The sequence below is a fragment of the Corynebacterium sp. HMSC08D02 genome (assembly GCF_001807505.1).
Taxonomy (GTDB): domain Bacteria; phylum Actinomycetota; class Actinomycetes; order Mycobacteriales; family Mycobacteriaceae; genus Corynebacterium; species Corynebacterium pseudogenitalium.
This window is the reverse complement of the sequence record NZ_KV789245.1, coordinates 20752-41662: the sequence shown is the minus strand read 5'-3', so window position 1 is coordinate 41662 and position 20911 is coordinate 20752. Positions and strand designations below refer to the sequence as shown.

General features: G+C 62.3%; 17 protein-coding genes and 2 tRNA genes. 13 read left to right on the top strand and 6 right to left on the bottom strand.

What is annotated here, in order from left to right; all coding sequences use genetic code 11:
• Positions 1 to 22: 22 nt before the first annotated feature.
• Both HMPREF3170_RS05790 and HMPREF3170_RS05785 read right to left on the bottom strand, forming a co-directional pair.
• On the bottom strand, positions 23 to 802 hold the full coding sequence (locus HMPREF3170_RS05790) for an electron transfer flavoprotein subunit beta/FixA family protein (protein ID WP_070478419.1): 780 nt from the start codon (positions 800 to 802) through the stop codon (positions 23 to 25).
• A gap of 59 nt (positions 803 to 861) precedes the next feature.
• The gene (locus HMPREF3170_RS05785) at positions 862 to 1671 is read right to left on the bottom strand and encodes a hypothetical protein (protein ID WP_070478417.1); all 810 of its coding nucleotides are present in this window, start codon (positions 1669 to 1671) and stop codon (positions 862 to 864) included.
• Positions 1672 to 1823: 152 nt separating this feature from the next.
• Here HMPREF3170_RS05785 and HMPREF3170_RS05780 point away from each other — a divergent pair.
• The 6 genes from HMPREF3170_RS05780 (at position 1824) to HMPREF3170_RS05755 (ending at position 6451) form a co-directional block, all read left to right on the top strand.
• Positions 1824 to 1898: transfer RNA gene (locus tag HMPREF3170_RS05780), tRNA-Gly, on the top strand.
• Between the two features lie 149 nt (positions 1899 to 2047).
• Positions 2048 to 2121 (top strand) — tRNA-Pro (locus HMPREF3170_RS05775).
• Between the two features lie 77 nt (positions 2122 to 2198).
• Positions 2199 to 3551, top strand: a complete 1353-nt coding sequence (gene tig / locus HMPREF3170_RS05770) for a trigger factor (protein ID WP_070362026.1) — start codon at positions 2199 to 2201, stop codon at positions 3549 to 3551.
• Positions 3552 to 3742: 191 nt separating this feature from the next.
• Positions 3743 to 4324 carry an ATP-dependent Clp protease proteolytic subunit gene (locus tag HMPREF3170_RS05765; RefSeq protein WP_070362027.1) on the top strand — a complete coding sequence of 194 codons (582 nt, stop codon included), beginning with the start codon at positions 3743 to 3745 and terminating at the stop codon, positions 4322 to 4324.
• 20 nt (positions 4325 to 4344) lie between these two features.
• Positions 4345 to 4965, top strand: a complete 621-nt coding sequence (locus HMPREF3170_RS05760; RefSeq protein ID WP_070478415.1) for an ATP-dependent Clp protease proteolytic subunit — start codon at positions 4345 to 4347, stop codon at positions 4963 to 4965.
• A gap of 157 nt (positions 4966 to 5122) precedes the next feature.
• Positions 5123 to 6451 (top strand): MFS transporter, encoded by a 1329-nt coding sequence (locus HMPREF3170_RS05755; RefSeq protein ID WP_070478413.1) that lies wholly within the window; start codon positions 5123 to 5125, stop codon positions 6449 to 6451.
• Here the strand turns inward: HMPREF3170_RS05755 and HMPREF3170_RS11830 are convergent.
• Positions 6448 to 7035: a hypothetical protein gene (locus HMPREF3170_RS11830; protein WP_176754779.1), complete on the bottom strand. Its 588-nt coding sequence runs from the start codon at positions 7033 to 7035 to the stop codon at positions 6448 to 6450. The two genes, HMPREF3170_RS05755 and HMPREF3170_RS11830, sit on opposite strands and share 4 nt — an antisense overlap.
• Before the next feature lie 49 nt (positions 7036 to 7084).
• Positions 7085 to 7894: an alpha/beta fold hydrolase gene (locus tag HMPREF3170_RS05745; protein WP_246814927.1), complete on the bottom strand. Its 810-nt coding sequence runs from the start codon at positions 7892 to 7894 to the stop codon at positions 7085 to 7087.
• Between the two features lie 87 nt (positions 7895 to 7981).
• Between HMPREF3170_RS05745 and clpX the strand changes: the two genes are divergently transcribed.
• Complete coding sequence (clpX, locus tag HMPREF3170_RS05740; protein WP_070478409.1) at positions 7982 to 9259, top strand: ATP-dependent Clp protease ATP-binding subunit ClpX; 1278 nt, start codon at positions 7982 to 7984, stop codon at positions 9257 to 9259.
• 16 nt (positions 9260 to 9275) lie between these two features.
• Here the strand turns inward: clpX and HMPREF3170_RS05735 are convergent, their stop codons facing one another.
• Positions 9276 to 10073, bottom strand: coding sequence for a TetR/AcrR family transcriptional regulator (locus HMPREF3170_RS05735; RefSeq protein ID WP_083290888.1), 798 nt, complete (start codon positions 10071 to 10073; stop codon positions 9276 to 9278).
• 193 nt (positions 10074 to 10266) lie between these two features.
• Here HMPREF3170_RS05735 and HMPREF3170_RS05730 point away from each other — a divergent pair, with 193 nt between their 5' ends.
• From HMPREF3170_RS05730 to HMPREF3170_RS05715, 4 genes are read left to right on the top strand one after another with little or no spacing between them, the layout of a single operon-like run.
• Positions 10267 to 11253, top strand: coding sequence for a malate dehydrogenase (locus HMPREF3170_RS05730; protein ID WP_070362033.1), 987 nt, complete (start codon positions 10267 to 10269; stop codon positions 11251 to 11253).
• A 42-nt stretch (positions 11254 to 11295) separates the two neighbouring features.
• The gene (locus HMPREF3170_RS05725) at positions 11296 to 14004 is read left to right on the top strand and encodes a valine--tRNA ligase (RefSeq protein ID WP_070478408.1); all 2709 of its coding nucleotides are present in this window, start codon (positions 11296 to 11298) and stop codon (positions 14002 to 14004) included.
• Positions 14005 to 15501 (top strand): bifunctional tetrahydrofolate synthase/dihydrofolate synthase, encoded by a 1497-nt coding sequence (locus HMPREF3170_RS05720; protein ID WP_070362035.1) that lies wholly within the window; start codon positions 14005 to 14007, stop codon positions 15499 to 15501.
• The gene (locus HMPREF3170_RS05715; protein WP_070362036.1) at positions 15498 to 15932 is read left to right on the top strand and encodes a DUF4233 domain-containing protein; all 435 of its coding nucleotides are present in this window, start codon (positions 15498 to 15500) and stop codon (positions 15930 to 15932) included. The genes HMPREF3170_RS05720 and HMPREF3170_RS05715 overlap by 4 nt, the downstream gene beginning before the upstream one ends.
• On the opposite strand, the gene HMPREF3170_RS05710 is transcribed toward HMPREF3170_RS05715, so the two are convergent.
• The gene (locus tag HMPREF3170_RS05710) at positions 15929 to 17395 is read right to left on the bottom strand and encodes an AMP-binding protein (protein ID WP_070478406.1); all 1467 of its coding nucleotides are present in this window, start codon (positions 17393 to 17395) and stop codon (positions 15929 to 15931) included. The two genes, HMPREF3170_RS05715 and HMPREF3170_RS05710, sit on opposite strands and share 4 nt — an antisense overlap.
• 72 nt (positions 17396 to 17467) lie before the next feature.
• On the opposite strand from HMPREF3170_RS05710, the gene ndk reads away from it, so the two are divergent.
• Positions 17468 to 17878 (top strand): nucleoside-diphosphate kinase, encoded by a 411-nt coding sequence (gene ndk / locus HMPREF3170_RS05705; RefSeq protein ID WP_070478404.1) that lies wholly within the window; start codon positions 17468 to 17470, stop codon positions 17876 to 17878.
• 195 nt (positions 17879 to 18073) lie between these two features.
• Complete coding sequence (locus HMPREF3170_RS05700; protein WP_083290887.1) at positions 18074 to 20821, top strand: translation initiation factor IF-2 N-terminal domain-containing protein; 2748 nt, start codon at positions 18074 to 18076, stop codon at positions 20819 to 20821.
• The last annotated feature ends 90 nt before the right edge of the window (positions 20822 to 20911 follow it).

The window sequence follows — 20911 nt, the reverse complement described above, 5'->3', positions numbered from 1 at the left end:
TCAGTATCCTTCGTTCGGCGGGTTAGATGTAGTGCTTCTCTGCAAGGAAGTCGACCAGCTGGCCCACAGCGTTCGGGCCGTAGTCAATGATCTCGCCACGCTCACGCGCAGGACGCTTTTCGACGTCCACCATGATCGCCCGCGGCCGTGCAAAATCCGCCGCGTCGACACCGAGCTCCGCCAGCGTCAGCGTGTGCAGTTCCTTCTTCTTCGCCGCCATCAGACCCTTGAAGTTCGGGAAGCGGGCATCCGGGTACTCGTCCGAGACCGCGACCAGCGCCGGGAGCTGCGCCTCCAGGGTGAGCGTGGCGTGATCGCTGACCTGCGTCGCAGTCACCATGTCGTTGTTGAGCGTGACCTCGGTCGCGTTGGCGATGGCGGGCCAGCCGAGCATCTCTGCGAGCAGCCCAGCCATGACGCCGCCACCGCCGTCAGAGGACGCGGTACCGAGCACAACCAGGTCGTAGTCCTTGTTGCGCAGCGCCGCCGCGAGCACTTCTGCCGTCAGTGTCACGTCCGCGCCGAGGAGCGCGTCGTCGGCAATGATGTAGGCATCATCCGCGCCCATCGCAATGCCCTTGCGCACGCTGGCATGCGCTGTTTCTGGCCCTACCGTAATGAGGTCGACGATGGTTTCCTCGTCGCCGCGGGCCTCCTTGAGTCGCATCGCGGCTTCGACGGCGCGTTCGCAGACCTCGTCAGCGACGACATCACCGGAGCGATCGGTCAGGCCGGTTTCCAGATTCAGGTCGCGGTCGCCGTACGTATCCGGGACTTCCTTGAGCAACACTGCAATATTCACGAAACGCTCCTTATACGGTGGGGTGCTAAACGGTAGGCATTCTAGCGCACTGGCCTGGACTAAAAGTCAAATCCCCCGAAGTCGAAGCCGCCGCCATCCCCAAAGAGGCCGCCGTCACCGAACAGGCCCTCGCCGCCGGCGTCGCCCATATCGCCCATCTCCCCGGCATCGCCGATGTCTCCAGCATCTCCCATATCGCCGAAGTCGCCTGCGCCGGCGTCCCCGAAGTCACCCGCTGCGAAGGCCTCAGGCGATGGCGTGCCGGCCATACCTGCGAACATCGCGGAGTAGAACATCATCGAACTTGCAGCCCACATGCCAGTCATCATCGCTGGCGCCCACCAGGCGGTGGAGTACCAGCCGGCCGGTACTGGGCGGCCGGCGACAACGCCGCCAGGGTAGTAGTTTGGGGTGCGCTCAGAAGCGTACGGGGATGCGGTGACGGTGGTGCCGTCTTCCTGGCGGATCGTTCGCTCTTCGGTCACCCGGCCCGCGCGACGCTGGCCTTCCAGTTCCGGAAGCTCTGGGCCCGCGGGCATGCCCATGATTTCGCGTGCTGCGTTGACATAGTGCAGCCCCTCCAGGGCAGATTCGCGAGCGAGCATGGCCTGCTTCGGTGTGGTCGCCTGGCCCAGCGCGCCACTTGCTGCGTTGTAGCGTTCAGAGGCGTCGGCCATCGCCTGGGTCGAAGCGGCGTCGGTACCGGAGATAGTAAGGACTTGCGAACCAAGTCGCTCTGTCCAGCGGCGTGCGTCCGCAATCGCATCCTCGAGCTGGAGCTGTTCGCGCTGGTTGGTCGCGCCATTCTGGCGGCTCTTTATCAGGTACACCGCGGCGCCAACGATAGCGAGGATCAAAATGAGGTTCATAGTGAGGGAAAGCTCCTTCGGGATCGGCCACAAATTATCAGTACTTACAACGTGCAACGCACGTGGTCGGAAGAAAGTTCCACGCTAAGCGGGTGGTTTTGTCTCAAAGTGGGCGGTGGGTTACACTTGCGCCCATCACCTTTTGGTGAAGTGGGAATGTCGTATAGTGGCTAATACCTCAGCCTTCCAAGCTGAAGACGCGGGTTCGATTCCCGTCATTCCCTCCAAATGTTAGAGTAGAAGACGCGGTTGCACGAGATGTGTAGCCGCGTTTTTGTTTCTGTGAATATAGCCCAAAAGTAGTGTTGAACTGTCGATTTGCGTATTGCTCTGGGGCATGGTTATAGTTGCCAACGTCGCAATGAGCAATCATTCGCGGGGCGTGGCGCAGTTTGGTAGCGCACCTGCTTTGGGAGCAGGGGGTCGCAGGTTCAAATCCTGTCGCCCCGACATCAACAAGCCCGCTAGAAATAGCGGGCTTGTTTACATATCCGTACAATTTACCCGATTAATTACAGGAGTAATCCGTGAAGACTTCCGTCGACAAGCTCAGTGAGACTCGTGTCAAGTTGGACGTCAGCGTTCCTTTCGATGAGCTCGGCAAGGAAATCGACCAGGCGTACAAGTCAATTGCGCAGCAGGTCAACATTCCTGGCTTCCGTCGCGGTAAGGCTCCTCGCCAGCTGATCGACGCCCGCTTCGGCCGTGGCCCGATCCTGGAGCAGGTTGTCAACGACATGCTGCCAACCCGCTACGAGAAGGCTGTCCTGGAAAATGGCCTGAACCCGATCGGTCAGCCAGAGATCAACATCACCAAGATCGAGGACAACGACGTCGTCGAGTTCACCGCTGAGGTCGACGTTCGCCCAGAGATTACTGTCCCTGACTTCTCCAAGATTGACGTCACTGTTCCGGCCCTCGAGGTCAGCGACGAGGACGTCGACAAGGAGATCGACCAGCTCCGCGAGCGCTTCGGCGAGCTCAAGGACACCAAGCGCAAGATGAAGACCGACGACTTCGCAGTCATCGACCTGCACGCTGAGGTTGACGGCGAGAAGGTCGAGGAGGCTTCCACCGAGGGCCTGACCTACCAGATCGGCTCGGACGACCTGATCAAGGGCCTCGACACCGCGCTGCGCGGCATGAAGACCGGCGAGGACAACGAGTTCACAGCGACGATCGAGTTCGGCGAGCACAAGGGCAAGGAAGCCACCATCAAGGTACACGTCCAGCAGTCGAAGGAGCGCAAGCTTCCTGACTTTGACGACGAGTTCGCTCAGATGGCCTCCGAGTTCGACACCGCTGAGGAGCTGCGTGAATCCACCAAGGAGCAGCTCGCTGAGGACAAGAAGACCCAGCAGGCAGCTGACATCCGCGACGAGGTACTGAAGGCAGCGCTCGAGGAGACCAAGTTCGAGCTTCCGAAGTCCATCGTCGAGGAGCAGGAGCACAACATGCTCCACCAGATGCTCGGCCAGCTGGCGCACGACGAGGCTGCTGTCGCACAGTTCCTCGAGGCACAGGGCATGACCCGCGAGGAGTTCGACAAGAAGAACCACGAGCAGGCTGAGTCCGCTGTCCGTACCCAGCTGTTCCTGGACGCTGTTGCTGACCAGGAGGAGCCTGAGGTTTCCCAGCAGGAGATGACCGACCACATCCTGTTCACCGCGCAGTCCTACGGCATGGACCCGAACCAGTTCGTGGCGCAGCTGCAGCAGGCAGGCCAGATCGGTAACCTCTTCGCAGACGTCCGCCGTGGCAAGGCACTCGCTACCGCGATCTGCCGCGTGTCCGTGAAGGACGACAAGGGCGAGACCGTCGACCCGAACGATTACTTCGGTGAGGTTGAAGAGGAAGAAGCAGAGGCTTCCGAAGACTAAATCGTGAGTTGAAACGCCCCGGCGATGCGCACGCGTTGCGCCTACGCCGGGGCGTTTCGCCATTCACTACGGGTTCACAACGTACGTGTACGCCATCAGCGAACAACCCCGTGCAAAGTGGACTATCGGAGTAGGGTGGTGGCATTGTTGACGCTACATAAAAGAGTTTGAACCACGAAGGAGCCATTTTTATGACATCCCCATCGCAGGGCATGAACTTGGGTGATTCTGTCTATGAGCGCCTGCTGCGCGAGCGCATTATTTTCCTGGGACAGCAGGTTGACGACGAAATTGCGAACAAGCTGTGCGCGCAGATCTTGCTGCTGTCCGCGGAGGATCCAACTCGCGACATCTCGCTGTACATTAACTCCCCGGGTGGTTCCGTGACTGCCGGCATGGCGATTTATGACACGATGAAGTACTCGCCGTGCGATATTGCTACGTACGGCATGGGCTTGGCGGCGTCGATGGGGCAGTTCCTGCTCTCTGGCGGCACGAAGGGCAAGCGTTACGCGCTTCCGCACGCTCGGATTATGATGCACCAGCCGTCCGCAGGCGTTGGCGGTACTGCTGCCGACATTGCTATTCAGGCTGAGCAGTTCGCAGCGACGAAGCGCGAGATGGCCCAGCTTATCGCTGAGCATACCGGCCAGACTTTCGAGCAGATTACGAAGGATTCCGACCGTGACCGTTGGTTCACGGCCCAAGAGGCGATGGAGTACGGCATCGTGGACCACGTTATTGAGAGCGCTCAGGGCTCGATCAGCAACTAAGTAGACAGGAGAATTTACGTATGTCTTTCCAAATGCTTTCCTCCCGCTACGTGCTGCCACAGTTCTTGGAGGAGACTTCCTTCGGCACGAAGCAGATCGACCCATACGGCAAGCTTTTCGAGGAGCGCATCGTCTTCCTGGGCACCCAGGTCGATGACACCTCCGCGAATGACATCATGGCGCAGCTGCTGGTGCTGGAGTCCCAGGACCCGGACCGCGACATTACGATGTACATCAACTCGCCGGGTGGCTCGTTTACCGCGCTGATGGCGATTTACGACACGATGCAGTACGTCCGCCCGGACGTGCAAACGGTGTGCCTCGGCCAGGCTGCGTCCGCTGCGGCGGTCATCCTTGCCGCTGGTGCGCCGGGGAAGCGCGCTGCGCTGCCGAACTCGCGGGTGCTGATCCACCAGCCCGCGACGCAGGGTACCCAGGGCCAGGTTTCTGACCTTGAGATCCAGGCCAATGAGATCGAGCGCATGCGCCGCCTGATGGAGGACACACTCGCGCACCACACCGGTCGCACTGCGGAGCAGGTCCGTATTGATACGGATCGCGACAAGATCCTTACCGCGCAGGAAGCTGTTGAGTACGGCATCATCGACCAGGTCTTTGATTACCGCAAGCTGAACGGCTAACTTCTGATCGCTTGTCGACGCCACCACGGGTAACCGGGTGGCGTCTTTTTGTGTGCTTGACAAAGCGTGAATAAAAGGGCGCGAATAGACAGACCGTGCGGTACATTCTTCACACATCTGCGAAAACACGACACGTGAAGATAAAGGAAAGAGCGCGGTGGATATTAGAACCTCCATTAACACCCGGCCGATGAGCCCGTACCAGTGGCTGATCATTGCCGTCATTACCTATTTGAACGCCCTTGACGGCTATGACCTCGTCGCAACCGCATTTGCGGCGCCGCACCTGGCGGAGGAGTTCGCGATCGGCTCGTCGCTGCTGGGCTGGGTACTGTCGGCAGCGCTGCTCGGCGTTGGTGTCGGCGCGGCGGTCTTTGGGCCGGCGGGGGATCGATGGGGGCGTCGAAACGTGATTCTTGTGGCGCTGCTGATTGACACCGTGGGCCTGCTCCTGTCGGGATTCGCGGGGAGTACCGCGGCGTTTATCGCGTGGCGCTTCGTCACTGGTGTGGGCGTGGGCGGCGTGCTCGCGTGCGTGACCGTGCTGGTCAGTGAGTATTCAAACGACCGGTTCCGTGGGCTGGCGATGGCGGTCTACGCGTCGGGGTACGGTGTCGGTGCGACGCTGTGCGGCGTGCTGGCGTCCAAGGTTGTGGAGAGCCACGGCTGGCACTGGATCTTCTTCGTGGGCGCGGCACTGTCTGCCGTGGCGCTGGTGCTTGCAACGGCGTTGCTGCCGGAATCGGTGGACGTGCTCGCGAGTCGCGGGGATGCGGCGCGCGTTGAGCGCATCGCACGCCGTATTGGACACGGGGGAGCAGTGGTTCCGGCCCAGACGAGCGCCCCGGCTTCCGCTTCGGGCGCACTGCGCGCAATCGTCTCCCCAGTATGGCTGTCGACGACTGTACGGATCTGGATTGCATTCTCGCTGATCAGCTTTGGTTTTGCCTTTGCTAATTCCTGGACGCCCAAGTTGCTCAATGAACTGGGACTGTCCGCGCAGCAGGGTATTTTCGGCGGCATCATGATCGCGTTCGGCGGCACGATCGGCTCGCTGATCTTCGGAGTGATTACCACGCGTGTTGACGCCCGCGTGCTGCTCATCGCCTTCGCCATCGGTGGCGCGGGCGCGTTGGTGGCCTTCATCTTCTCCGCGGGCGCGTCGTTCGTGGCGTTCCCGCTAGGCGTACTGGTTGGTATGTTGCTGAACGCGTGCGTTACTGGCATGTACACCGTGACCCCGGCGTCCTACCCGACGCACTTGCGGGCGACCGGCGTTGGAGTGGCGTTGGCTGTGGGGCGAGTTGGTTCGGTCTGCGGACCACTGCTCATCGGCTATCTCGCCGAGGCCGGGCTGGGGCCACGTGGACTCTACATCGTTGCAGCATGCGTGTTCGTGCTGAGTGCGGTCGCCCTGGTAGGGCTGCGAGCGCCGGCCGCGAAGCCGGTCGTCGTCAAGAAGCCAGCGGAGGTGCTGCAGGCCTAAGGGCAGTACGGGACCGCGTCGCGCACCGCGGCCGGCGCGGAGGTGAAGTCCTTGCGATCCCAGCAGGCGTTGCCTTCGTGCTCGCCGACGGGGTCAACGGATGCCCAAGAGTTGCCGTTGGAAGCCCAGAAGTACTCCTGGCCGTTCGGCATCACGGTGCGGGCCCAGTCGCCGTCGCAGAAGGTGCTGTATTCGTCGCTCGCTGACTGCTGGCCCTGCTTCGGCCACGCGCACGTCGCGCCGTTCTGTGGGGCGGGCTCGGCAGGCTGTACCGGCGCGGGCTCGTCGCTGTCATCATCGCTAGAGGAGGCAGAAGAGCTCGACTTTTTCGAAGAACTCGAGGAGCTAGACGAGCTTGAGCTCTTCTTCGACGTGCTCGTTGAGGTCTTCGTCGAGGTGGACGTCTCGGTCTCGGTCGCGTCCTCGTCATCATCGTCGGGCGCCGGGCTTGTCGACGTCTCCTTCGCCGGGAACGAGATCTCAGGCTCCGCCAAACGATCCTCCGGCGACGAGTTACACCCGGCCAACAGCGTCGTGCACGTCAAGAGTGCGGCAAGCACAAGTTTGGGCCGGGTGTTCATCACTAGGGGATCCTTTCTGACAGACTTCTGCGTCTAGCGTAGCCGACAAATCTTAGCCCAAAAACTTCAGCAGCGCTTCATTGAACGGAGCAGGGTTCTCGATGGGCACCTGGTGCGAGCCCGGCTCAATGACCACAGACTCCACGGGGCCTGCGACGCCGTCGGCGATTTCGGCCAGTTTGTCCGGGCCGGTACCGGCGTCGCCGGCGGCCGCGATGGTCAGCACTGGGCAGGTGATCTGATCCAGGTGGGAAGCGAAGTCCCACTTTGCCAAGGCATCGCCGTTTTGGGCGTAACCCTCGGGGTCGATGGCGCTGACCATGTCGTGGATGCGCTCGACTTCCCCTGGGTGGGCGTCGATAAATGCTGGGGTGAACCAGTTAGGAATGAGCATGTCGGCGATGGGGCCCATGCCTTCCTCCCGTGCGATGCGCGTGCGCTCGTCCCACTGCTCATTGCCACCGAGGTAAGTCGCGGTGCAAGCGAAGACAGCCTTCTCCACGCGCCCGCTGTACGCCGCAAGATACTGCGCAATGGCGCCGCCGAGGGAGAGGCCGACAACGCTGAAGCGGTCGACCCCCTCACGGTTGAGCGCGCTCAAGATATCCTGCGCAAGCAGCTTCACGGTTGCGGAACCGGGAGCCACCTGGGCGACGTCGGAGCCGCCGTGCCCGCGATGATCGACCGCGATGACACGGTGGTGCTTCGCCAGTTCAGGAATCTGCTTCGACCAGGATTCGTGCGTCGTCGCGATGGAGGAGAGCAGCACCACGGTGCTGGTGTTGTCTTTATTGCCGTATTCCACAGTATGTATATGCGTCATGCGCTCCATTGTGCCCTTGATCGCCACAATGCGCGACAACGTGCGAGAGTGTGTGAGTTTGACGCACCCGCTAAGCTCTAAGGTCAACCCTTAGGCGAGACGAAGAAGCTGGAGTCCAACGCATCTATGGCAACATCCCAAAACACCTCAAACCTGTTGAAGTGCTCCTTTTGCGGCAAGACGCAGAAGCAGGTTCGCAAGCTCATTGCCGGTGGCGGAGTCTACATTTGTGATGAGTGCATCGAACTGTGCAACGAAATCATCGAGGAAGAACTCGGCGGGGCGCAGGCTGATCAGGATGAGGCTGCGGATCGGCTGCCGAAGCCAAGTGAGATCACCAAGTTTTTGGACCAGTACGTCATCGGGCAGGACTCGGCGAAGCGCACGCTCGCGGTGGCGGTGTACAACCACTACAAACGCATCCGAGCGGAGTCGGAGAATGTAACGAACCGCAAGCGTGATGAGGAAGTGGAGATCGCGAAGTCGAATATTTTGCTGCTGGGGCCGACGGGCTCCGGCAAGACGTACCTCGCGCAGTCGCTTGCCAGGATGCTCAACGTGCCATTCGCAATTGCCGACGCCACCAGTCTCACCGAGGCGGGGTACGTCGGAGAGGACGTCGAAAACATCTTGCTGAAGTTGCTGCAGGCCGCGGACTTCGACGTTAACCGGGCGCAGCACGGCATCATCTACGTCGACGAGGTAGACAAGATCTCCCGCAAGTCCGAGAATCCCTCGATTACCCGCGACGTGTCCGGCGAAGGCGTGCAGCAGGCACTGCTGAAAATCCTGGAGGGCACGGTCGCGTCCGTGCCGCCGCAGGGCGGGCGCAAGCACCCGAACCAGGAGTTCATCCAGATTGATACGACGAACATCCTGTTCATCGTCGCCGGTGCGTTCGCGGGCTTGGACAAGGTGATTGCGGAGCGCGTGGGCAAGAAGGGCATCGGCTTCGGGGCGGAGATTGACTCGAAGCAGGAGCGCGACGAAGCCAACATGCTGGCGCAGGTGCAGCCGGGTGACCTGGTGAAGTTCGGCCTCATCCCTGAGTTCATTGGGCGCCTGCCGATCATTGCGAACGTGGAGAACCTCGACCGCGACGCCATGGTGCGCGTACTCACCGAGCCTAAGAACTCACTGGTGAAGCAGTACAGCCGCCTCTTTTCGATGGACGGCGCCCAGCTCACGCTCACCGAGGACGCCCTCGAGGAGATCGCGGACCGCGCTGCCGAGCGCAACACTGGCGCCCGTGGCCTGCGCGCCATCATGGAGGAAGTGCTCGTGCCCATCATGTACGACCTGCCCGACCGCGAGAACGTCAGCGAAGTCGTCATCAACGGCGACGTGGTGCGGGGCGCTGCAGAGCCGCAGTTCGTGGAAGCGGAAGGGCAGCGCTCGGCGTAAGGCTGCCGAGTCGCAGCTAGTAGATGTCGTAGAGGTCGTCGCTGGCGCCGGTGCCTTCGCTGTCCGGCAGGGGAGTGGCCTCGAGGTAGCTTTCGTAGCCCGAAGGCGCGATGTTGGATGTCAAAAACGCCAGCACGGTATCAATAACCATGCGCCGCATCCCTTCGACGTTTCGCGGCTCGTCGAGGTCGAGGTGGCTCGTAATTATCGACGCCGCGTTGCCCGATACCCGCAGCGTGCTCAGCGCCGTGAGCAGCGCGAGTACGTCATCGGCGGAGATCCCCGGCCGGAAGGCGCCGGCGTCCTGGCCCACGAGCAGGAGGCGCTCGACGTGCAGCGTGATCTCGCTGCGGCCGTGCACAATGTCCGCTGAGGCGTCCTCGAGGACCGGCTCGAGCCGCTCACGAATGAGCAGCTGAACTGCCTCGGGGTTTTCCTGGAAGGAGTGGAACATGCTGTCTACGAAGCGGCGCATGCCGTCAACCGGGACTGCGTAGGAGCGCTGCAGGATCTCTTCGGGTGGAGCCAGGCGGTCGAGCGCGCGCCTGATCGTTTTTGCGTAGAGGCCCTTTTTGTCGCTGAAGTGGTAATGGATCATCCTTTTCGACATGCCGGTTTCCTTCGCGATGGCACCCAGCTTTGTTTGGGAGAAGCCACCGCGGGCGAACATGTCGAGGGCGATGTCAACAACACTGTCGATTTCTGCGTTGATATCTGGTTCAGGTGCTTTGATACTCGCCGAGGTGGGGTCGGTGGGGAAATCCATCGTTGTATCCGCTCCTGAATTACTACGCATGCGTGAATGTTGGCTCATTGGTGACATCTACTTTTCTCTATGATGCCCCCATTTGAGAATTTGCACCGTGCAAAACGGGAATTTGTCTGCCTTACTATGCCTTTTAGGACTAAAGGGGGGAGGGTATGCACGATTTCGGGGGTAGTGCGTCGGTTGTACTACCTATACTTTGAATGTCAGGTACCGCACACTATTGACCCGAGGTTTTTCTATGTCACACCATTCTTCCACTCCCGTTAAAGTCGTTGTCACCGGCGCAGCAGGCAACATTGCGTACTCCCTGCTGTGGCGTATTGCCTCCGGCGATGTCTTCGGTGCGGATCAGCCGGTCGAGCTGACGTTGCTAGAGATCCCGGCAGCTGTCCGCGCGGCGGAGGGTACCGCGATGGAGCTGCACGACTCTGCCTTCCCACTGGTGACTGGCATCAACGTTTCCGATGACCAGTTCAAGGCGTTCGAGGGCGCAAACGCCGCGTTCCTGGTTGGCGCGAAGCCACGCGGTAAGGGGGAGTCCCGCGCGGACATGCTCACCGCGAACGGCAAGATCTTCGTCGAGCAGGGCAAGGCCATCAACGCTGGCGCTGCGGACGATATCCGGGTGCTCGTCGTGGGCAACCCGGCGAACACCAACGCGCGTATCGCTGCGAAGGCCGCGGCGGATGTCCCTGCCGAGCGCTTCAACGCCTTGATGCGACTGGACCAGAATCGCGCACTGTCCATGCTGGGCCAGAAGCTGGAGGTGCCGTCGTCGACAATTGAAAAGATGGTGGTGTGGGGCAACCACTCGGATACTCAGTTCCCGGATGTGACCTTCGCTGAGGTCGGCGGCGAGAAGATTGCCGACAAGCTAGACCGCGATTGGTACGTCGACGAGTTCATCCCGCGCGTTGCCAAGCGCGGCGGAGAGATCATCGAGGTTCGCGGTAAGTCCTCGGCGGCCTCGGCTGCTTCGGCGGCAGTTGACCACATGCGTGACTGGGTCAACGGCACCGACGGCAAGTGGACGACGGCAGCGCTGCCTTCCACCGGCCAGTACGGTGTCGAGGAGGGGCTGCTTTTCGGCTTCCCGGTGATCGGCCGCGATGGCAAGTGGGAGGTCGTCGAGGGGCTGGAGATCAGCGACTTCCAGCGCGAGCGCATCGACAAGAACGTCGAAGCGATGCGCGGCGAGTGGGAGATTGCGTCCAAGCTTTTCTAACCGGTCGCGCCTACCGGAGGTTGATGGCTAAGATAGTCAACCGTGACTGACGCGACTGAACATTTGGTAGGCAAGAACCGAGCCGATGCGCTCCCGAAGTCTTGGGAGCCCGGCGAACACGAGCAGGCTTTGTACGAGGGCTGGGTGGAGAAGGGATACTTCACCGCCGACGCTTCCTCGGACAAGCCTGCTTATTCTGTGGTGCTGCCCCCGCCGAATGTGACGGGCCAGCTGCACATGGGCCATGCCCTGGACCACACGCTCATTGATGTTATGGTGCGCCGCAAGCGCATGCAGGGCTACGAGGTGTTGTGGCTGCCGGGTATGGACCACGCGGGCATCGCTACGCAGACGAAGGTCGAGGCGAAGCTGAAAGCCGAGGAAGGCAAGGACCGCTACGACTACGGCCGCGAAGAGTTCGTGGACAAGGTGTGGGAGTGGAAGCACCAGTACGGTGGCACGATTACCACGCAGATGCGTGCGATTGGTGACTCCGTGGATTGGTCGCGCGAGCGCTTCACGCTTGACGACGGCCTCTCGCGCGCAGTGCAGACCATCTTTAAGCAGCTGTATGACGCTGGAATGATCTACCGCGACTACCGCCTGGTGAACTGGTCACCGGTGCTGGAGACCGCGGTATCCGACATTGAGGTCGTCTATAAGGATGTTGAGGGCGAGTTCGTCTCCATCCGTTACGGCTCGCTCAACGACGACGAGCCGCACCTGGTCGTCGCGACGACCCGTGTTGAGACCATGCTTGGCGACGTCGCTATTGCCGTCCACCCGGACGACGAGCGCTACACGGATCTGGTTGGCCAGGAGTTCGACCACCCGTTCCGCGATGACCTGAAGATTCAGGTGATCGCCGACGATTACGTCGATATGGAACTGGGCACCGGCGCGGTGAAGATCACGCCTGCACACGACCCGAACGACTACGAGATGGGCCTGCGCCACAACCTGGACATGCCGATCATCATGGACGAGACCGGCCACATCGCCGATACCGGCACCAAGTTCGACGGTATGAGCCGCGAAGAGGCGCGCGTCGCGGTGCGCGAGGCGCTGGCAGAGCAGGGGCGCATCGTCAAGGAAGTGCGCCCGTACGTGCACTCGGTGGGCCACTCGGAGCGCTCCGGCGAACCGATTGAGCCACGCCTGAGCCTGCAGTGGTTCGTCAAGGTTGAAGAGCTGGCGAAGATGTCCGGCGACGCGATCCGTAATGGCGATACGAAGATTCACCCGGCGTCGATGGAGAAGCGCTACTTCGACTGGGTGGACAACATGCACGACTGGACGATTTCGCGCCAGCTGTGGTGGGGCCACCGCATCCCGATCTGGTACGGCCCGAACGACGAAGTGGTCTGCGTCGGCCCTGACGAGGAGCCGCCGGCTGGCTACACCCAGGACCCGGACGTGCTGGATACCTGGTTCTCCTCTGCGCTGTGGCCGTTCTCGACGCTCGGCTGGCCGGAAAAGACGCCGGATCTGGAGAAGTTCTACCCGACGTCCGTGCTGGTCACCGCGTATGACATTTTGTTCTTCTGGGTTGCCCGCATGATGATGTTCGGCACCTTTGCTGGAAAGAACACCCCGGAGATCCTCGGCGAGGGGGTTGACGGCCGCCCGATCATCCCGTTCACGGACCTGTACCTGCACGGCCTGGTGCGCGACGAGAAGGGCCGCAAGATGTCGAAGTCCCTGGGCAACGGCATCGACCCGATGGATTGGGTCGAGCACTACGGCGCTGACGCGCTGCGCTTCGCCCTTGCGCGCGGCGCGAACCCGGGCGTGGACTTGCCGATCGGTGAGGACAACGCCACGTCCGCGCGTAACTTCGCCACCAAGCTGTACAACGCGACCCGCTTCGCTCTGATGAACGGCGCAGCGGTTGGTCCGCTGCCGGCCCGCGAGGAGCTGACGGACGCCGACCGCTGGATCCTGGACCGCGCGGAAGAAGTCCGCGCGAAGGTCGACGCCTACTTGGACGACTACCAGTTCGCGAAGGCGAACGAGGATCTCTACCACTTCGCGTGGGATGAGCTGTGCGACTGGTACCTGGAGATCGCAAAGACCCAAATCCCGCGCGAGGGCGAGACCGCGCAGGGGCGCAACACGCAGATCGTGCTCGGCCGCGTGCTCGACGTGGTGCTGCGCCTGCTGCACCCGACCATGCCGTTCATCACCGAGGTCCTGTGGACCGCGTTGACGCAGCAGCCTTCGGTGACGCAGGCGCCATGGCCGACTGCGGAGGACATCAATGGTGGCGTCGAAACGGATGATGTGGCGCGCCGCAGGATCCAGGATGCAATCAAGCTGATTACCGAACTGCGTCGCTTCCGCGCTGACCAGGGTGTGAAGCCGAACCAGAAGGTGCCGGCGAAGCTTGACTTTGCCAAGGCGGACCTGGCTGGGCTGGAAAACGTTATCCGCGATATCGCGCGGGTGGAGGCGCCTGCTGAGGACTTTGCGGCGTCGGCAAGCATTGAGATGCGCCTGAGCCAGGCGACGCTCGACGTGGCGCTGGACACCTCCGGCACTGTCGACGTTGCGGCCGAGCGCAAGCGCCTGGAGAAGGAACTCGCGGCGGCGGAGAAGGAGCTCGATACCACTGGCCGTCAGCTTGGCAACGAGCAGTTCCTGGCGAACGCGCCGGAGCAGGTCGTTGAGAAGATCAAGGTGCGCCAGCAGGTTGCGAAGGAAGAGTTCGCACGTGTGACCGCGCGCCTGGCGCAGCTGCCGGAGGCGTAGATGGCCGACAATGCTGACCTGCCGGAACTTCCGGAGCTACCCGAGCAGTTCGATATCTCCGTCGAGGAGTCCGGGCTACGCCTGAACCTCGGTGCGCCGCAGGCGGAGGAGGCGGAAGACGTCGTCGCGCGCGAGGTCACGCCTGAAGACCTTGCAGCGTTGCGCGAAGTCCAGCAGCAGCTCGAGGAGCGCTGGGGCGAAACGCAGATCGATCCGACGCTCGAGCGCGTCGAGTACGTCATGGATCTGCTGGGTTCCCCGCAGCGTTCGTTCAAAGCGATTCACGTCGCGGGGACGAACGGGAAGACGTCGACAACCCGGATGATCGAGTCGCTGCTGCGTAGCCTCGGGCACCGGGTGGGGCGCACGACGAGCCCGCATCTGCAGTTGATCACCGAGCGCATCGGGATCGACGGCCAACCAATCCACCCCGCGGACTTTGTGCGCATTTACGAGGAAATTCAGCCGTACCTCGCGATGGCTGACGACCACTTCGGCCAGCCGCTGAGCTTCTTCGAAGCCATGGTGTGCATCGCCTACGCCGCGTTTGCCGACGCCCCGGTGGACATCGCCGTGGTGGAAGTCGGCATGGGTGGCCGCTGGGACGCAACCAACGTGATCGACGCGGACGTCAACGTGATCATGCCGATCGGCATCGACCACACGCAGTACCTCGGCGACACCATCGAGCAGATCGCGGGCGAGAAGGCCGGCATCATCACGAATCCGGACTCCGTCACGGTCATCGCCGACCAGCAGCCGGAGGCCATGCGCGTAGTGCTGGAGCAGACCGTCCAGGTCGGTAGCGCCGTCGCGCGCCTCGGCTCCGAGTTCGGCGTTGAGGAAGCCGGGGTGGCCGTCGGAGGCCAGCAGCTACGGCTGCGCGGGCTCGCCGGCAGCTACGACGACATCTTCCTGCCGCTGTCCGGCCCACACCAGGCCCGCAACGCGGCCGTCGCGCTCGCGGCGGTCGAGGCATTCCACGGTGCACACGCCGAGCACCCGCTCAACATCGAGGCGGTGCGGGAAGGCTTTGCGGCGGTCCGCTCTCCGGGCAGGCTCGAGCGAGTGCGCGCCACACCCACCACGTTTATCGACGCCACCCACAACCCACACGGCGCAACCGCCCTCGCGGAGGCGCTGCAGCACGACTTCGACTTCACCCGACTCATTGGCGTGCTGGGCATCCTCGGTGACAAGGACGCCGCTGGCATTTTCCAGGCGCTAGAGCCGGCGCTCACGGAAGTCGTGATTACGCAGAACTCCTCGCCACGCGCGATGGAGGCCGAAGACCTTGCCGAGATCGCCCGCTCCATCTTCGGCGATGAGCGCGTGCACGTGCAGCCGCACCTGCCGTCCGCCTACGAGCTGGCCGTTGAGCTTGCCGAGGACGCCCTTGCGGAAGTCGGCGTGCAGTCCGGCTCCGGTGTGATCATCACCGGCTCTGTCGTGACCGCGGGGGAGGCCCGCACCATGTTTGGAAAGGACCCAGAGTGAGCAGAGAAAAACGCCAACCGCCGATCAGCCCGCTCGGGCTCGGGCACGAGCCGGTCAAGGACCCAATCGCAGGACTGCGCGGAGTGCTCTCCGGCACGCTGATCATGGAATCGATCACCGTGCTGCTCATCCTGCTCGTGATTCTTAAAGTCGACGGTGGCGCCTACTGGACCACGTTCAACTGGGTGTACATCGTGGTCATCGGCGTCGCCCACGCGGTGATGGCGTTCGCGCAGAAGATTCCGGGCGCGATGTGGATTAACTTGGCCCTGCAGGTGCCGCTCATCTTTGGGTTCTTCGTGCACTGGTCGGTCACGGTGGTTGGCCTGATGTTCGGCCTGGTGTGGTTCTTCATCGTGAAGCTGCGCTCCGACATTGTGCAGCGCATGCGTGGCGGCTACCTGACCACGCAGCACCTGGACGCCGACTAGAGTTCGCGCCGCAGAATTTTCCCCGCCGCGTTGCGGGGGATGTGATCCGTGAAGGTGACTTCACGGATCTTTTTGTATCCGGCCACGCGCTCGGCAACCCACTCCATGATTTCCTCGCGGCTCAACGTAGCGCCGTCGGCGACGACGATGCAGGCGCGCGGGACCTCGCAATCGACACCGTGGGTGCGCACGATATGGCGGACGACGGCGGCGTCGGCAACCGCGGGGTGGGTGCGCAGCAGTGCCTCGAGCTCAGCGGGGGCGACGTGGAAGCCCTTGTACTTAATCACTTCTTTTGCCCGGTCGACGATGTAGACGGTGCCGTCCTCAGCCAGCGTGACGATATCCCCGGTGTGCAGCCACCCACCAGTGATCGTTGCCTGGGTTGCCTCAGGGTCGTTGCGGTAGCCCCGCATCACCTGCGGGCCCCGGATGAGCATCTCACCGGGTTCGCCGGGGGCGACGTCGTGGCCGTCGCGAAGGTCGATGATGCGGAACTGCGTGTTCGGCACCGCGAACCCAATCGAGCCCGGCTTCGACCTCCCAGCGATGCCCACGTGGGTCACCGGGGACGTCTCCGTGGTGCCGTAGCCCTGCAGGATCACCGTGCCGAGCCGCTGCTCAACGCTGTCCGCCAACGCAGCATCCAGCGGGGCGGCACCGCACACCATGAACCGGGAGTCCGCGAACGCCTCCGCGGTCGCCTCCGGGGGTCGTGAGAGCGCAAGCGCGATCGGCGGGGCAATAAAGCTCAGCTCAATACGGTGGCTTCGCTGCGCCTCAATGAATACGTTCAAGTCAAACGCCGCCATCGTGTGAATATGGTGGCGCGCGTAGAGCGACGACAGCAGCAGCGTGTTCAGCCCGTAGATGTGGGCGAACGGCAGCGGCGCCAGTGTCGGGGTGCCCGCGCCGATACCGCTTGCGCGCAGCGCGGCCGAAAACTGCAGCATGTTCGCGCACAGGTTGCGGTGGGTCAGCTCGACGGCCTTCGGCAAACCGGTGGTACCGGAGGAAAAGGCAACCGCGGCGATATCTTCCGGCCCGGCTGGGGAGGCGCTGCGCTCGGGTGGTTCGGTGGGGGCGATGGGGGCGTCGAGAAGAACTTTGGCCTCGGCGAGCGCGCAGAGGTGGTCACGTTCGGTCGCGGTGAGACTCGTCCCCAACAAGCTTGCCGACGCCCCCACCTGCACCAACGCGAGGAAAGTGACGGCGAAGTCGATGCCGTTGGGCAGCTGCACTGCGACGCAATCCCCGGGACCGATGCCGCGGCTGCGCAACGTGGCGGCGAGCGCCAGCACCTCCTGGTGAAGCTGCGCATAGGTCACGCTGCGCCCCGTCTCGACCTCCGTGAGCGCCGGCGCCGACGCATGCTCGCCGAGGTTGCCGAAGAGCAGATCGGTGATGGAGCGCGCTCGCGTGCCGACGTCCGGAATTGGCGGCAGGGGACTCTCATATGTCATGGAGCAAACTTTAATCACCCCCACATCAAGATGTTCGCACCCGGTGGTTGTTGTTTAGTAGGGTATGGAGACATGACTGAACGTACACTGATTTTGATTAAGCCAGACGGCGTTGCAAACGGCCACGTCGGAGAGATCATCTCCCGCATTGAGCGTAAGGGCCTCAAGCTGGTCGAGATGGACCTGCGCACCGCAGACCGCGAGACCGCAGAGAAGCACTACGCAGAGCACAAGGACAAGCCGTTCTTCGGTGAACTCGTTGACTTCATCACCTCTGCTCCGCTGGTAGCAGGCATCGTCGAGGGCGAGCGCGCTATCGAGGCTTGGCGCCAGCTCGCCGGCGGCACCGACCCGGTTGCCAAGGCAACCCCTGGTACTATCCGCGGCGACTTCGCCCTCACTGTCGGCGAGAACGTCGTCCACGGTTCCGACTCCCCAGAGTCCGCCGAGCGCGAGATCGCAATCTGGTTCCCGAACAAGTAAGAACCACGCTTCAATCGCCCATCCTGCTGTACATGGCAGGGTGGGCGGTTTTGTTGTGTTGACAGCGATGCTGAAATAGGCGCAGTCGGCGTCGTGTGTCACAATGGAGGCAAGCTTTTTACAACTTTCTGTAGGAACGTGTGTCAGCCGTGTGGCAGCGGCAACGGCTTCGCGCCCGGTTGACGCAGCTTGCAGATGCAAAAATATAGGAGCACGTACGTGGCGAAAAAATCTCATACCGAAATTCAGGACTTTGATCGATCAACCCTGAAAGACAAAATGCGGGTGTTCCAGCTCGCGAAGGCGTTGGGGGTGGCGTCGAAGGACGTTGTCGTCGCGCTGACTGAGTTGGGAATTACAAAGGTTGCGCAGTCCTCGGTTACTCGGGAGGAAGCCGAGAAGGTCATCGATGCGCTGCAGCAGCCCGCGGATAAGGCTGAGGCGAAGAAGTCGAAGGATAGCAGCGACGAAAAGATCCGCGAGCGGGTGCGCAAGGACGTAGAAAACGAAATCCACCAGATCGAGGAGAAAGTCGACGCCACCTTCGAGGTCGCCGACGAGCCGGAGCCGGAACCAACACCAGAGCCGGAACCAGAACCGGAGCCCGAACAAGAGCCGGAGCCCGATCCTGAAGAGGAAGCAACGGTCGAATACGCGCCGATCTTCAAGGCGCCGACGCGTCCAAAGCGCCGCCGAGCAGTGCGCACCTCCGAACCGAAGGAAGCGGATGAGGATGCCGCACCGAAGGGTGAAGTTGAGGAGCCCAAGGAGGAAGAACCTAAGGTCGAGGTTATTGACGAGCCGAAGGGGATCAGCGGTTCCGCCCGTCTGGAGGCGCAGCGTCGTCGGCGGAGTGAGCGTCGAGAAGCGGAGCGCCAGCGCTCCCGTATTGTTTCTGAGGCGGAATTCCTTGCGCGGCGCGAGTCGGTGCACCGCACGATGGTGGTGCGCGAGCGCGACCGCAACGACGGCCCAGGCCGCATCACGCAGGTAGCGGTCCTGGAAGACGGGCTGCTTGCGGAGCACTTTGTGTCCACGGACGATAACGCGTCGATCATCGGCAATATTTACATGGGCCGTGTCCAGAACGTGCTGCCGGGCATGGAAGCGGCGTTCATCGACATCGGAACCGGGCGCAACGCGGTGCTCTACGCCAGCGAGGTTGACTGGAAGGCTGCGAAGCTTGGCGGAAAGAAGCGCAGGATTGAGCACGCACTGAAGTCCGGCGACCAGGTGATGGTGCAGGTCTCGAAGGATATTAACGGGCACAAGGGTGCTCGCCTGACAACGCACATTTCGCTGGCCGGACGTTTCCTCGTGTACGTGCCGGGTGGCCGTAACGCTGGGATCTCCCGCAAGCTGCCCGTCACCGAACGCAAGCGCCTCAAGGGCATCCTCAACGAGGTTGTGCCTGGCAAGGGTGGGGCGATTATTCGTACGGCTGCCGAGGGCATGTCGAAGGAAGCGATTGCTGAGGACGTCCAGCGCCTGCACAAACAGTGGGAAATGGTGCAGGAAAAGGCAGAAGCCGCGAAGAACGGGAAGGGCTCGCGCCCGGTGCTGCTCTACGAAGAGCCGCGCCTGATCGTCCGCGTCGTCCGCGACGTCTTCAACGAGGACTTCTCTGAGTTGATCATCGACGGCAAGAAGTCCTACAACATTGCGCACGCTTACCTGCAGTCCGTCGCGCCTGACCTGTTGGACCGCGTGACCAAGTTTGACCGCTCCGAACACGACGGTGCCGACGCCTTTGCGGAGCATCGCATCGACGAGCAGGTCCAGAAGGCGCTTGCCCGCGTGGTGTGGCTGCCGTCGGGCGGCACGCTCGTTATTGAGCGCACCGAGGCCATGACGGTGATTGACGTCAACACCGGCAAATTCACTGGCTCCGGCGGCAACCTCGAGGAGACGGTCACCGCGAACAATTTGGAGGCCGCGGAGGAAGTCGTCCGCCAGCTGCGCCTGCGCGACATCGGCGGCATGGTGGTCATCGACTTCATTGACATGATCCTGGATGAAAACAAGGAGCTGGTGCTGCGTCGCCTGAAGGAAACGCTGGGCCGTGATCGCTCCCGCCACCAGGTCTCCGAGGTCACCTCGCTCGGCCTGGTGCAGCTGACCCGCAAGAAGCTCGGCGATGGTCTGCTTGAGACCTACTCCAAGCCGTGCGAGTGCTGTGGTGGCCGCGGTGTGATCATCACCGAGGAGCCTGTAGAGCACGCGACGTACAACCCGGAGGAAGACGACCTGCAGCACCGCGGTGGCCGCGGCAAGCGTCGCGGGAAGTCGAACGGCGAGCGTTCCAACAAGAAAGCGGAGGAGAAGCGCCGCAGCAAGCTGGACGAAAAGGCTATCGACGAGCTGGTCGGCTCGGTTGTGTCCGAAGACAATGAAGCACACGAGGACAACGACGAGCCGAAGCCGCCTACAGTAGGTGAATCCTCCAAGCGCGAGTCCGGTTCGCGCCGCCGTGGACGTCGAGGCACGAGCCGCGGGCGTGGGCGCGCGCAGGAACAGGACAAGCCACAGGACAAACCGCAGGAGCAGGCTCAGGAGAAAGGCAAGTCCGAGCAGACGTACGAGGAGGCCGTCGACGCCTTCGAGCGCTCCCCGCGCCGGAAGCGAGCGACCCGCGGTAACTCCCGTTCGGACCACAAGCCAAAGCGCGAAGATTTCGAACGCCAGGAGCACGTTAAGGAACCTGTGAAGGAAGCTCCACGCGAGGAAGCGCAAGAGCAGCCGAAGGCGAAGGTGACGGAGTCTCCTCGCCGGCGCGGGCGTCGGCGCGCAGTGCGCAAGACGTCCCAGCCGCAGCAGCAGGAGCAGCCGAAGGCGAAGGAAACGAAGCAGAAGGCAACCAAGCCTGCGACGAAGAAACAGGAGTCGAAGGCGAGTGCGCGGCGCAGGCGGCGACGCGCGACACGCCGAACCTCTTCCAAATAGAGGAGCAGTGGGGTGCGGTTTGATAATCGCACCCGCTTCTGTGTAGTATTTGACAGTCGCTGTTTTGGGCTGTGAAGCCGCGCCGTTTAC